This is a genomic window from Flavobacterium collinsii, assembly GCF_946903285.1.
Lineage (GTDB): Bacteria > Bacteroidota > Bacteroidia > Flavobacteriales > Flavobacteriaceae > Flavobacterium > Flavobacterium collinsii.
Genome location: NZ_OX336425.1, coordinates 3,790,816 through 3,804,949 on the forward strand (window position 1 = coordinate 3,790,816; position 14,134 = coordinate 3,804,949).

10 protein-coding genes, 1 tRNA gene and 1 pseudogene are annotated in these 14,134 nt (G+C 40.7%); 8 read left to right on the top strand and 4 right to left on the bottom strand.

The genetic code is table 11. The annotated features are described in order from the left end of the window. Positions 1–39: 39 nt before the first annotated feature. Positions 40–2,460 (top strand): phenylalanine--tRNA ligase subunit beta, encoded by a 2,421-nt coding sequence (gene pheT, locus OGZ34_RS15705; RefSeq protein WP_263360824.1) that lies wholly within the window; start codon positions 40–42, stop codon positions 2,458–2,460. 233 nt (positions 2,461–2,693) lie between these two features. On the opposite strand, the gene OGZ34_RS15710 is transcribed toward pheT, so the two are convergent. Then, positions 2,694–3,206 carry an adenine phosphoribosyltransferase gene (locus OGZ34_RS15710; protein ID WP_263360825.1) on the bottom strand — a complete coding sequence of 171 codons (513 nt, stop codon included), beginning with the start codon at positions 3,204–3,206 and terminating at the stop codon, positions 2,694–2,696. A 117-nt stretch (positions 3,207–3,323) separates the two neighbouring features. Here OGZ34_RS15710 and OGZ34_RS15715 point away from each other — a divergent pair. Next, positions 3,324–3,397 (top strand) — tRNA-Arg (locus OGZ34_RS15715). Here the strand turns inward: OGZ34_RS15715 and OGZ34_RS15720 are convergent. Continuing rightward, entirely contained in the window at positions 3,363–4,127 is a 765-nt protein-coding gene (locus OGZ34_RS15720) for a zinc ribbon domain-containing protein (protein WP_263360826.1), read from the bottom strand. The genes OGZ34_RS15715 and OGZ34_RS15720 overlap by 35 nt on opposite strands. Before the next feature lie 82 nt (positions 4,128–4,209). Here OGZ34_RS15720 and OGZ34_RS15725 point away from each other — a divergent pair. The 5 genes and pseudogenes from OGZ34_RS15725 to OGZ34_RS15745 form a co-directional block, all read left to right on the top strand. Next, positions 4,210–5,022 (top strand): annotated as a pseudogene (locus tag OGZ34_RS15725) (helix-hairpin-helix domain-containing protein); the annotation flags it as partial. 139 nt (positions 5,023–5,161) lie between these two features. Further along, a complete protein-coding gene (locus OGZ34_RS15730; protein ID WP_263360827.1) occupies positions 5,162–8,965 on the top strand; it encodes a hypothetical protein in 3,804 nt (1,267 codons plus the stop codon). Next, on the top strand, positions 8,962–10,035 hold the full coding sequence (locus OGZ34_RS15735; RefSeq protein ID WP_263360828.1) for a trypsin-like serine peptidase: 1,074 nt from the start codon (positions 8,962–8,964) through the stop codon (positions 10,033–10,035). Before OGZ34_RS15730 ends, OGZ34_RS15735 begins: the two co-directional genes overlap by 4 nt. A 311-nt stretch (positions 10,036–10,346) precedes the next feature. Then, positions 10,347–10,736: a single-stranded DNA-binding protein gene (locus tag OGZ34_RS15740; RefSeq protein ID WP_263360829.1), complete on the top strand. Its 390-nt coding sequence runs from the start codon at positions 10,347–10,349 to the stop codon at positions 10,734–10,736. 29 nt (positions 10,737–10,765) lie between these two features. After that, positions 10,766–11,797 (top strand): DUF932 domain-containing protein, encoded by a 1,032-nt coding sequence (locus tag OGZ34_RS15745; protein WP_263360830.1) that lies wholly within the window; start codon positions 10,766–10,768, stop codon positions 11,795–11,797. 106 nt (positions 11,798–11,903) lie between these two features. On the opposite strand, the gene OGZ34_RS15750 is transcribed toward OGZ34_RS15745, so the two are convergent. Further along, a complete protein-coding gene (locus OGZ34_RS15750; RefSeq protein WP_263360831.1) occupies positions 11,904–12,179 on the bottom strand; it encodes a helix-turn-helix domain-containing protein in 276 nt (91 codons plus the stop codon). 234 nt (positions 12,180–12,413) lie between these two features. Between OGZ34_RS15750 and OGZ34_RS15755 the strand changes: the two genes are divergently transcribed. After that, positions 12,414–12,884 (top strand): JAB domain-containing protein, encoded by a 471-nt coding sequence (locus tag OGZ34_RS15755; RefSeq protein ID WP_263360832.1) that lies wholly within the window; start codon positions 12,414–12,416, stop codon positions 12,882–12,884. 6 nt (positions 12,885–12,890) lie between these two features. Here OGZ34_RS15755 and OGZ34_RS15760 read toward each other — a convergent pair whose 3' ends face one another. Then, complete coding sequence (locus OGZ34_RS15760; protein WP_263360833.1) at positions 12,891–13,973, bottom strand: hypothetical protein; 1,083 nt, start codon at positions 13,971–13,973, stop codon at positions 12,891–12,893. Positions 13,974–14,134: the final 161 nt, after the last annotated feature.

Here is a 14,134-nt window from a genome sequence, read left to right on the forward strand (position 1 = left end):
TTATATTTGTAACCTCATACAAGAACAAAAAAAGTCAACATGAAAATATCTTACAATTGGTTAAAACAATTTATAAAAACGGACTGGCCATCTGATCAAACCTCGGAATTACTAACAGATTTAGGGCTTGAAGTAGAAGTTGTCGAAAAATACCAATCGATTAAAGGCGGTTTACAAGGTGTTGTTGTTGGACATGTGTTGACTTGCGAAAAACATCCTGATGCCGACAGATTAAAAGTTACAACTGTAAATATTGGTTTAGAAGCGCCTATACAAATTGTTTGTGGTGCTGCTAACGTTGCTGCGGGGCAAAAAGTACCTGTCGCTACGATAGGAACTGTTTTATACGATAAAGATGGTGCTGAGTTTACCATTAAAAAAGGAAAGATCCGCGGAATGGAAAGCCACGGAATGATTTGTGCCGAAGATGAATTAGGTTTAGGAACAAGTCATGACGGAATTATGGTTTTGGCTGAAAATTTAGTTCCCGGAACTGCTGCTTCAGAAGTTTTTAAGGTTGTTAATGATGAAGTTTTCGAAATAGGTTTAACTCCAAACCGAGCAGATGCTATGAGTCACCTGGGTACAGCCCGTGATTTAAGAGCGGGAATGCTGCAACGCGGTGTAAATATTGAGTTAATTACTCCTTCTGTGAGTAACTTCAGAGTAGACATGCGTACTTTAAAAATTGATGTTAATGTTGAAGAACCTCTTTTAGCACCAAGATACTGCGGAGTAACTATTTCAGGAATTACTGTAAAAGAATCCCCGGCATGGTTACAAGATCGTCTGAAAGCTATCGGACTGACTCCAAAAAATAATATTGTCGATGTTACTAATTATGTTTTACACGAATTAGGACAGCCTTTGCATGCGTTTGATGCTGCAAAAATCAACGGAAAAGTAATTGTAAAAACGCTTCCTGAAGGAACTAAATTTGTGACTTTAGACGATGTTGAAAGAACTTTACACAAAGAAGATCTGATGATCTGTGATGAAAAAGGACCACTTTGTATCGCAGGAGTTTTTGGAGGTAAAAAATCGGGAGTAACAGAAGGAACAACCACTATATTCTTAGAAAGTGCTTATTTTGATGCCGTAAGCGTGCGTAAAACTGCTAAAAGACATGGACTAAACACAGATGCTTCTTTTAGATTTGAAAGAGGTATTGATCCAACGATTACTGAATATGCTTTAAAACGCGCTGCCCTTTTAATTCAGGAAGTAGCCGGAGGAAAAATCACTTCTGACGTTATAGAAGTATACCCTAAGAAAGTAGAAGATTTTTCAGTTTTATTGAATTTCAGTCATGTTTCGAAAATTATCGGACAGGAGATTCCAAAAGATACTATCAAAAAAATTCTGGTTTCTTTAGATATAAAAGTAAATAGCGTTTCAGATTCAGGTTTGGGTTTAACTATCCCTGCCTATCGTGTAGACGTGCAGCGTGAAATTGACGTAATCGAGGAAATTCTGAGAGTTTACGGATACAACAACATTAATTTTTCTAAAAAATTCAATGCTACCGTATCTAACGCTCCAAGAACAGAAGATTATAAAGTTCAAAATGTAATTGCGTCTCAATTGAACTCGCAAGGTTTTCACGAGATGATGGCCAACTCTTTAACTACAGCTGCTTATGCAAAATTATCAACTGTTTTAAAAGAAGAGCACAATGTTAGCATACTTAACCCTTTAAGCAGTGACTTGTCGACTATGCGTCAATCTTTATTGTTTTCAGGTTTAGAGGCTATTTCGTATAACATTAACAGAAAGAATTCGGATTTAAAATTATTTGAATTCGGAAAATCTTACCATAAATACCTAAACGGATACGAGGAGCACAAACACCTTACTTTGTTGATTTCCGGAAACAGAAACAAAGAAAGCTGGACAAATCCTCAAAAAACAACTGATTTCTTTTTATTAAAAGGATATGTAAAAGGAGTATTGTCTCGTTTGGGAATTGATAAAATCACCAATGCACCCGTACAATCAGATGTTTTCTCGGAAGGAACGGCAATTTGTTACAATAACGAAACTTTAGTAGAAACGGGAGTCGTTAAAAAGTCAATATTGAAACATTTCGGAATCAAACAGGATGTTTACTTTGCTGATTTCAACTGGGATTTGATTTTAAAAATCATTACCGGAAAAATTAAGTATACCGAAATTCCAAAGTATCCTGAAGTTCGCAGAGATTTAGCGTTATTGATTGACAAAAACACGACGTACGAGAGTATTTTTAACCTTGCTAAACAAACAGAGAAATCTCTTTTAAAAGACATCAACTTATTTGATGTTTATGAAGGCAGTAAGCTTCCGGAAGGCAAAAAATCATATGCTTTGAGTTTTACCATTCAGGACAATACAAAAACGCTTACTGACGTTCAAATCGACAAAATCATGTCGAAATTACAGCAAACTTTCGAAACTGAACTTGGAGCAACTTTAAGATAAGTTTTTAAAAAAATACAATTTTTAAAATTCCAAATCCCAATTCTGAATTTATTTTAGAATTGGGATTTTTTTTTACCCGTATTTAGATTTTAACCCTTAAGATTTTTGAATGAAGATTAACGATTTTTGAATTCAGATCTCAGACTAGATAAAATCAACAACTTCACCCCGTTCAGTACAACAAAATCAAAAATCGTTAATCTTTATTCTTTAATCTTCATTCTAGAAGCAAATCAATAAGTGATTGCGGCAAAAATGGGATGTTTGCTTATTTTTTCCCTTCCGTTCAAAAAACTGAGCTCCATCAGAAAGTTGCATTGTACAATCTCCCCTCCTAGTTGTTCTACCAATTCACAAACAGCTTTTGCGGTTCCGCCTGTTGCTAAAACATCGTCGTGAATCAAAACCCTGTCCCCTTTCTTTATAGCGTCTGTATGGATCTCTAAACTATCGGTACCATATTCGAGTTCGTAGGAAGCCGAAATCGTGTCGTACGGCAGCTTATTTGGCTTTCTTACCGGAACAAACCCTGCATCCAGTTCCTGCGCCAGTAAAATCCCAAAGAAAAAGCCCCGACTTTCAGCGCCTACTACTTTATCGATTTTTAGCCCTTTTAAAGATTCTGCCAGAATAGAAACTGCCTTATTCCTTGCAATGGGATCATTTAACAACGGAGTGATGTCTTTGAATAAAATTTCTTTTTTTGGAAATCCTTGAATATCACGTATATAATTTTCGATCTGCATTTTTTTTTAATTTTTATGTTATATTATACTTGTATATCTCGCATTTATGTCTATCTTTGCACCCGCAAACAGCAATCAACAAAGCTACTAAAAAATAGCTTATTGAAAAATAAAAAAGGCCTCGTGGCGCAACTGAATAGCGCACTTGATTACGGCTCAAGAGGTTACTGGTTTGAATCCAGTCGAGGTCACTTCTCGGGACAAAAGATAAAAATCATCTTTTGTCCCGTTTTTTTTTGCTTTTAACTGTTTGTTAATCAAATATATAGACTCCACCATTTTGTTCACTCGAGCGGTTTGTACTTTGTTTTCGTGAATTGTGAAATTTTCGGGATAAACTAAACCAATAAGGCTTCTTGCATCGGACAAATCTCTTTTCAAATAAGAATCATTTAGCTTAATAAGATTGTCAACCCCCTTTATTAGTAGTTCTTCAATACTATGTTTATCATTCGCAACTGTTGTTAATTCAATCTCAAGGTGTGCAATTCGTGTTCCATAGTCATTCTTCATAAGCTTATAATCGTCAGCTTCAATTTTCGAAGTCAGAAGAAGGTCTCTTGCGTTGCTTAATCGAAGTTCAAAATCTTTAATCTGCTCCACAAGTCTCCTTTTTTGTTCACCAGCATTATTTGCCAGCTCGCGGTGTGTTTCATATAAAACGGAGCTATATAATTTCTTAACTTCAATTATAGGTTGATATTTAGTGAGTTCATCGACAAACAATTGGTTGGCTATTTCAGTGTTGACTCTAAATTTACACTGCGCTTCACAGTGATAATAAGTATAATGTTTATGCCTTCCTTTGCATTTGCTTCCCTGCAGTTTCTTTTGACACTTTGGACAAAGGAAAAAGCCTCTCAGTGGAAAATCTACCACTGTTTTAATTTTAGGTCTGTAAAGACGTGATTTTCCATCCAAAACATCCTGTACATTATAAAAAAGTCCTTCAGAAATAAGTGCCTCATGCTGTCCAGTAACAAATCTACTGTCTTCATCTTTTGACGTTTATCTGGGTTTTATGCATCTGCAGAGCCTGGAATCCAAAACAGCAGTACTGATACAGACCGAACGGGAGCAAAACGGGGATTATAAATCCCTGGAAGATTTTATCAATCGCATTCCTATTGGTATTGAAGGCCTGCAGATTTTGATTTTTATTGACGCATTCCGCTTTACGGGCAGGACAAAAAACCAGCTGCTGGTTATTGCACGGCTGATACTCGTAAATTTCAGGCCCGAAAATAGAAATCTTATGCTGATCCGCGAACCGGTAAGGGAATATGAACTTCCTAAACTGGAGCGGTCAGAATTTGAAGATGCTTTTGATGAAATCGAACTGCTGGGTTTTCCGGTTTCCATTTCTCCTTTTGATCTTCTCAGAACCAGATTCCGGGGCGATGCAATGGCCAAAGATCTTCTCAGATGCCACAAAAAAACAGTACGTATGATGGCGTACCTGATCTCCAGAAAACATGTGCCTACAAAAATGGGATCCATGTATTTCGGTACATGGATTGACGCTGAAGGACAGTTCTTTGATACAGCCCATTTCACAGGAAGCCTTAAGGAATATCCTTTTCAGGGAGGCGGCTGTTATCTTCTTTTAGGCAGCGTTGAGGTCGATTATCACTTTCCTACTATAACGGTAACAAAAATGGCCAAGATGCCCTTTATTGCTGATCCGCGTTATTCTAATGCTGATGACCATCAATTTACCGCTCATAAAAATATTAAGGAAGATGTCAGCATGACTCATCGTGCACCTTATCCTCAGGAACATGAGATCAATCTACCAAGACATAAAATGAAATAATCAGAAATGCAGCAATAGCGGTATTTGGCAGAGCCTCTAGTTTTTTCTTGTTAATACATATAAAATAATTAACATTTTTTTATGCTTTGTTGAACAAAAACCCATATTTTAGCTAGAATAAACCTACTAAAAATTGCTTATGAAAAACTTTACTTTTTTGCTGCTGCTGTTCTGCAGTATTATTTCTGCCCAAAAAAATGCCCCGGTGACCGGCCAGGCGGCAAGACTTGTTGACCTGCTTAAGAAAGACTACAGTACAGCCAATATAATCGACAGGGCAGAAACAGTCAGCAGAGACATGGATGAAGCTGTAGCAATCCTTATGGTCTATTCTGATAATGATGACAAGAGCAGTTTCATTAATGAGATTACTCTTAAGAAAGCTTCCTTGACCAATTATCAGGAGGCTTTGGACAATTACACTACTTTGAATAAAGGCGTCTCCGGCTTAAACATCAGCAGCACCGCAGTAGGCGGAGTTTTCGATGACATAAAAAAGATCAGTGACAGCATCACTTCTAAAAAGAAACAGTATTATAAAGCCAAAATTAAATTCAGCATTGAGGTACTGGAAAAACTCAGGGATCATTTCAAGGAAAACAATCAGTACCTCAGTTATATAACCAATATATTTATCCTCAAGTATACCAATGTAAACAACATGAGTTTTGACTCGCTGGCAGAGGCTAATTATACTTCTTCCATACAAAAAGCACTGCCCTTTTTTGGAGGAGATCTTGCCTTCAGTGAAGCCATAGACGGTTTAAGCCGTTTTCTGGCCAAACGCATCAAAGATGAATTGACTGTATATGCAGTAGAAAAAGTTCAGGATTATTTAAATAATCCCAAACCTGAAAGCTATTTGAACGAATTAATGGTCCTGCTTCCTACGACTACTTCTTATTTAAGATCTTTTGATGCCTCCCGTACATTAAATTTTATTGACGACCTTAAGCAGTATATCGAGGATGATCTTAATAACCTTATCTTAAATGCATCGGGCCTTAAAAATACGCCCAGGTTTAAAAAATACATCGAGCAGAATCCAGACCTCGATTTTGCTTTCGAAGCCTTGGAACTGTTTCCGCAGATATCAAAAATTGAAAATCCGATCGATTATTTTGATATGCTTGAAAACAGCCGCAACATCCAGCGCTGGGCAGGATATTCCCATTTTAGCCAAGCCGGCAGTACCATTGAATTGGTTGATAAGTATAATGCTTATATCTTAGAAATTCAAGCAAACAAAGATGATCTTTCCAAGGTAAAGCCCGAAGTAAAAACGGAACTTGAAAAAGCTGTAAAAGAGACAAAAATTTTAAAGGATTACCAAAATTTATTAAATCTTGTAGCTTTTTTTCGGACCACCCAGATGAATGGCTACCTAAGCGCCACTAATACAATTGCAGATCCCGCCGAGTCGCTGACACTGAGCAGACTGGAGAAACTAAAAGAAATTGCAGAAATCAGAGAACAGTATCCGGCTTTTACCGACAATCTTGACCCTGCTTTCAAGACTAATTTAAATGCTGCTGTTGAAGAATCTGCAAAAAACAGGAAAATTATCGACGACAAAAAAAAGCTGATATTTAATGCCGTAAAAGCACTGTCAGCTGCAAAAGAAAAAGAAAAAGGCAAAGAAAAAAACAAAATAGACAAGATCGCTGATGAAAATTTAAAGTATATCTTAAATACTATTCTGATTCATTATAATGCCAAACAATTTGATGCAATAGTGCTGAGTGACCTGAAAACATTATATGACTTAAACGATGCTGAAAAAGATTCCAAAGACAATGATATTAATATAGAAATTAATAATATAACTAATGCCTATAAGGAAATACTGAATCTGACCTACGATAAACTAAAAATTTTTATAGCTGACAAGACTTTTCCTGATCAAGCCTATAAATTCTTCCCTTACGTCTTAAATTCCAACAGCAGCGAATACGATTATAAAACGATAATAACCGCTGAGATCGGCACCGCTCAAAACGGATTTACAAATATTTCCGATACAGACATCAAGCTTAAACTCGAGGATGCTTTTACAGTTTACCAGAATTTTGTTGCTGCGGGCAATGGCCCGGCTTACGAAAAGGCCATAAAAAAATCTGTTTCAGATATCAGAAAGCTCAAGCTGGGCCAAAAAGATTTACAATACAACATTGCCAACAGCATCAAACTTGCATCAATGCTGGCCCACAGCCTTATGATAGTAGAGGACTCCAAACCTAAATTTGCCAACACCGCTTTTATGTCAGGCTACAGCAGTGAGATCAATTTTTATCTGCTATACATCGGCTTTCTGCAGCAGCAGAACAAAAACTATTATAATATCTCTTTTTACCTGGACAATAAAAATAATGATCTGGACTTTTCATACTTGATGAAAAAATTTCCTGCTCAAAACATCACCCAGAAAGCTGCTGAATTTAGAGTCGTAGCCGGAAGCCTGACCCGAATAGCAGGCAATTCTGAAAAACTTCATAACAGCCTTCTAAAAATAAAAAAAGCCAACAGTTCCCAGGAAAAGGTAACCCCTGAACAGATTCATGATCTGGCTGCAGATGTTATCGACTTTTCAGAAGATGTTTTCTTTGCAGCCGATACCCTTATTAATACTCCCAGTCTGAATCTTCTGGGTACTGCTGACATTAAGACAATACTTAAAAAAACCGCTCCATATGTAACTACGGCCCGCACTGTAAATGATATTTTTCTTGATCTTCATACCAAAAATTACACTACCGCTATAATTAAGGCCATTGAAATACCTTCCGCTTTCGGCAAAAATAATGAGCAGTATGAACTCTACAGCACCCTTATAAATATCACTAATGGGCTGGGAAATATGCAGAAAGCAAATAACCTTAAAAATCTGTATGCCTACAATCGCGTCTACACCAGCACTGAAAAAAATGAGACGCAAAAGAATCTTGCCAGCTGGATCAAAATCTCTTTTGAGAGCGACACGGACTTTTTAGACTACAAAAATGGTTTTGCCGGTGTCTTCAATGCAATAGACTCTCCAGGTACGGGGGATTTGTCCCATGAACTCAGTGAGTTCAAGAAAATAATCAACGATTCTGAGTTTTACAGAAAATATCTTGGCATTGATGCCCCCAAGATAAGCAGCAAAGTCGGAGGATTCCTTGCTGCCAAAGGCGTCAGCAGTACCGCAGTTTCTGCAATCAGTGCTGATGTAAATTCATTGATAACCCAGTCGATATCAGCCTATATATTTGATGAGGCCCAAAACCCGAAATCTCTTGAGGATCAGAAAAAAATACTGGTTCAGAACCTGAAATACTACCTTCCGGAAATGTTCCCTGACCTGTTTCAATTCACAGATGAAAATACAGTCAAGCTTATTCATTTTGTAAATGATGTCGCAAATGCCGGCAGTGCAGAAGATGTTGAAAAAGCGCTGAACAGCTTTGCGCTGCCTCCCGGCAGCTCTTCTCTCAAGGAACAGGCTAAAACTTATTTTTCAATCAATGCCTATCCCGGTATTTTTGGAGGATTTACAACAACATCGGTAAGCAAAGGCGACAGCTATACCGTGGGCTTTACTGTTCCCGTAGGTCTATACGGCCAGTTATGGACAACAGATATAGGAACCATAGGCCTGTTTTTGCCTCTGATCGACATTGCTGCCCCTGTCAGGCTCCGTCTTAGCGACAACACCCAAAAGATGCCGGATCTTGAATTCAAGGATGTATTTACTCCAGGCTTATTTTTAAGTTATGGATTCAATAAAATGCCTTTTGCCGTAAATCTGGGAGGGCAGTTCGGCCCCAGCTTGAAAAGCATTTCAGAGGGCGGATCTGAAACTGAAGAAACCCAAAAAGTTATCGAAAAACAGGCTTTCTACTGGAGTATAGCCTTTACTATCGATATACCGCTTTTTACAATTCATGCAAAATCCAAAAATTGAACAGGAAATTTTTAATACTGGCCATACTCCTGCTCATCGGCACATCTGGCAATGCCCAGGTGAGCGATACTGTTCCACAGAAAAATAATGGTGCGGATCAGACGGATTTTTATTTGGACAAAATCAATCAAAAAGATGAAGTGGAAAAAAATATCGACAGGGCTATGAGACACCGGCCCGGGGGGGCCAGAATGTATTCAGATAAAGCAACATCTTCATCTGCCAAGGCTTTGGGCCTGCCCAAAACTAATTTTGAAGAGCAGTTCAACCCCAAAAGACTTCACGGTCCGAGTCAATACGACAGCCGTATCGAAATTGCACAGTTAAAGCCTGCTGTCGAATGGCAGCAGGCAATATACGCCAAAAGCGAGTCAGTTGCCATGATAGTGGAAAAAGAAAATCTGATAAAAATTTCCCCTGATATCTACCAGCTCAATGCAGCAGTCACGCTCGGCGGGCGGTATAAACTCTGTGACGGAGAGGCATTTGCCAATCAAATTGTCGTGGGCTGCGGAACAGCATTCATAATTGATAAAAGCACCATGATGACAGCCGCCCACGTATTTCAAAGACCGCTGAAAAATTATGCAGTGGTTTTTGGCTACCGTGTCATCAACAGTCTGGGAACCGCTGAAACCGGCATTGTCATTGAGGATGTTTATTTTCCCACAGAAATTACACAGACCTACTCCGGTCTGGATATCGTAAAATTCAAAACGGACCGGGAAATCAGCAGGCCCGTCCTGCAGTGGGAAAAATCAAAGAACATAAAAAACGGAAGCGAAATATATATGCTGGGATATCCGATGGGGCTTCCTGAAAAACTTGCTCTTAATGCTGATGTCAGCAATAATTCCAACTTTCAGTATTTTTATACTTCCCTGGACAGCTTTCAGGGAAATTCCGGCTCTCCGGTATTCAATTATGAAACTCATAAGATTATTGGAATACTGGTCTCAGGCATGACTGACTACGAACTGCATGGAGACTGTTATAAAACAACACTGTGCCGGCAGCCGGACTGTCCTGGCGAAAAGGCAATCCGAATCGAGCTGGCTTTTGAAAACTAGACAATAGCCGGATGCACCATGAGATGGTTTTGAGAATACTCAAAACCATCTTTTTTTTGCTTCTTATTTATCCACAACAGTATATTTATTTTCAATCGAAACGGACTAAAAGGGCAGCTAAGATAGCAGCACCGTTTTACTCCATGCGCATAACGCCCTGCGCTTCCCTTGCCCGCCCTTCGGGACTTATAGCACTCCATTAAACAGTACTGCTGGCATCTTGCTTTCTTTTTTTCCGTTTTTTCTTTTGAAAACAGTTTTGGACTGGCGGATCTGAAAAAGAAACAGTATCAACCTTAAACAACAGTACTATGGAAATTACAGGACGTATTACCAAAGATGCGGCTCTTGCCAAAATCGGCAAAGACAAGCAGGTCATCAATTTCAGCATTGCCGTCAATGATGCCTACAAACCCAAAGGAGCATCTGAAACCACACACGTGGTCACTTACATCAATTGCGATTACTGGCTCAGCCCCGCTGTGCTTCCCTGGCTCAAAAAAGGATGCCTTTTATCACTGTTCGGGCGCATCGGCCTGAGCGTTTATCTGTCACATGAAGGCAATCCGCTGGGGACGCTGACCTTTCATGTCAACCACCTGAAAATTTTGGCTTTTGCCAAAAAAGAGCCGGGAAATATTCCCTCAAAAGCTCCCTCTCAAAACGCTTCTGACGAAGATCCCGAAGACCTTCCTTTTTAAACACTTATTAACTTTAAACTTTATATATCATGTCACATCAAATTCATTTCAATGAGATTACGCAGAAACATTCTTTCTTTTCAGTAAACCAAAAACCATGGCACAATCTGGGTCAGCTGGTTTCCGACTATCCTACCAGCAGTGAGGCAATTGTGCATGCGGGGCTGGACTATGAGGTTGTAAAAAAAACATTGTACACAGAAGGCTCTGAGGATGGGCGGTTTTTGATTCCTGAGTACTGCGCCACAGTCCGAAGCGATACCCATGACGTGCTTGGGGTGGTGGGAAAAGACTACCACATCGTACAGAACAGAGACGCTTTTTCTTTCTTTGACAGCATTGTCGGGGGCAGCGGCATCCTGTACGAAACCGCAGGGGCTCTGGGAAAAGGCGAACGCATATTTATCACCGCCAAACTTCCCGATTACATCCGCGTGGGAAAAGACGATCTGATTGAAAAATACCTCTTTTTGACTACCTCGCACGACGGGAGCGGCTCCATCACAGCAACCTTTACTCCTGTGCGCATTGTCTGCGCCAATACGCTCAATGCCGCCCTTAAATCCCAGACCAATACCGTGCGCATCCGTCATACTTCCAATGCCAGGACAAGACTGGAGCAGGCGCATAAAGTAATGGTAATCACTGATGTTATATCTGCCCAATTAGAGCAGGTCTTTAATAACTGGTCAACGGTGCGCATCAGTGATGCTGAAGTAAAAAAACTCATCTCCATGGCGCTGGCACCCTCTACGGAAGTATTGCAGAACCTGAAAAATGATGAGCTTGACGGTCTTTCCTCCTGTTTTTCCAACATAGTAGAAAATGCCTTTTCCTATGCCATGAGTGATGAAACACAGCTCATGCCGGCCACTGAAGGCACGCTTTTTGGCGCCTACAATGCCGTAACGGGATATTTTCAGAATGTCCGCACCTACAAGGACCAAGAGGCCAAATGCAGGTCGATCCTTCTAGGCGGCAATGCGCAGCAGCGCTCCCAGAATGCTTTTAACCTCTGTACTGCCTTTGCACAGAAAGGAAACAGCATACTTTCAAATTAAGAGCCCTGCAGGGACAACGCAATAATTCGTTGTCCCTGATTTGGCACGCTCCAGACACTTGAACCTTTGAGAGAATACTATATGAATTAAAAAAAATGACTATAGACTAGAGGACTGTCAGGGACTGGAGCACTTCGCTTTTCTTATAGTAGCGCCTGTTCCCAAGTCCGTAGCTTTTAAGCTTCCCCTTATCAGTCCATTTCCATAAGCTTGTCAGGCTGATTCTCAGCAGATCTGCCGTTTCCTGACGGGTCAATAACAGTTCAGGATCTTCCGGCGCTTTTGGATTTGTCCTCCCGGACAGTTCGTTTCTGACAGCTTCCTGCAGCAGTTCCTTGAATTCTTCCACACTAAGGCAGTGCAGCACTATTGTTTTTTCCATAACATTCTGATTTAAGTTATCAGTGCTGAAAATACAAATTCCGGCATCCCCTTCAAAATGCACTTCTCTCTTTATCGCTTAATTCCATCACAAAGTTCGGTCACAGCCGGCGGTTCGCTTTCAAAAAATTCCCCCATAAATGCAGGATTGCATCCCGCTTTATTGCGTTGCTTTTTGCGCTCGCTTGCCTCTGCCCGGCGTCTGTGCTGTATTAATCCTTAAACACTGGAAATCATGGAAAATCTAAATCAAAACAGCGGCTGGCAGATGGTATCGGAAATTGAACTAATCTACAAAACCAAAGTAAAAACCGCTGACAGGCCGCAGATTAAATCCTCACGCGATGCCTACAAGATAGCCCTGGCATCGTGGGATCCCGATAAAATTGAATTTTTCGAACAGTTCAAGATCATCCTGATGAATCAGGCCTACAAGGTTCTTGGAATCTATGAAGTTTCCTCTGGAGGCATAACCGGCACACTGGTGGATCTAAGGCTGATCTTCTCCGCTGCCCTCAAAGCCAATGCGACCTGCCTGATGATGGTCCATAACCATCCCTCAGGACAGGCAAAGGCCTCAGAAGCAGATAGACAAATGACCAGAAAAGTACGCGAAGCAGGAAAGCTCCTTGATATCGCCCTTATAGATTCCCTTATCATTACTCCTGAAATATATTACTCCTTTGTAGATGACGGCGCCCTGTAGCGCCGTTTACCATTTAAGATACTCTTTGAGATCATTGTCCGTGAAGATGGCATCTTTTTCATTCACCAGCGGATCCATCCAGTTGATTTTCGCCTTGGCCCAATCCAGCCACTGCTTTTGCTTTTCATAACCTCCCTGGTCTTCCACCTGCTGTACATAACGGCGCAGCCGCTCCGCCTGATCGTATCGCTCTGCATCTGCAAGCAGTTTTTTGAAATCCCTCATCTCCTGCTCACGCCGCTGGGCTGCCTCCCTTACAATTGCCTGTTCTTTTTCCCGCTCTATCAGGCGCAGGCGGGATTCTTCCTGCCTCTGTTTTTTCTCTTTCGCCATGAGCTCCAGTTTGGCTGTAATTCTGGCCAGAAGCTCTTCCAGTAAAACCGAACCGTCTTTCCATTCCTTCTGATCGGAATACTTCCCCACCCTGAAAATAAAGGCGCCTGTCCCCACGAGCTCCGTTCCGTAGCCGTCCTTGGCCGGTACACGTCTGGCGGCTTCGCGAAGATCGGCCTCAATTTCAATGCCGTCCACCACTGCCACTGTATGACCGTACTGATTCTTTTGAAACTCATGGCCCCGGTACTCCAGCAGTTTGATAAGGGCATCCATAAAGCGCAGCGCCCTGGGCATATCCGCATCGGTCATATGCAAATAAAGCCCCTGCGGATCAGGCTCTCTGTAGCTTTTCTTTTTATCGCGTTTGTCCCAGCTCTCTTTTGTGATCTGTATAAGCCTGTGAGGATTCGTGAGTTTGGCAGGCACTTTAAGCGGCGCCTTGGGATCATTTTCAATTTCCCTGGTCAGCACCACAAGAGGTGAAGGCGCTGGCACAGGGATGTCGGTTTCGTATTTCTTTTTAAGGATATCCAGAAATTCAGGACCTTCGTAAGGCTCCGGGAGTTTGTCCGTCCAGCTGTAGCCGTGTTTGAGCTGTATCCAGTAACTGGCATGAGGCAGCGGTACCTTCATCGCGGCACAGGCCTGACGAATTCCATAACTCGAAATACCATAGAGTCTGCTGATCTGGCCCATAGGTTTTTTCCAGACCAGATCATAGAGTTCCAATCTTGTAAAAGCGACTGTTTTCATAAGCAGTATATAAATCTAAAAATAAGATTTTTATCCAAACCCACAAACCCTGCTCCTGCAGAAATTGATTGAAAATTAGCCGTGCAGTTTCATTCGGGTAAATAAATAATTTGTAGTTTTATTATCTGCCGCAATATCTATTGGGCATCAAGGAAATTAGA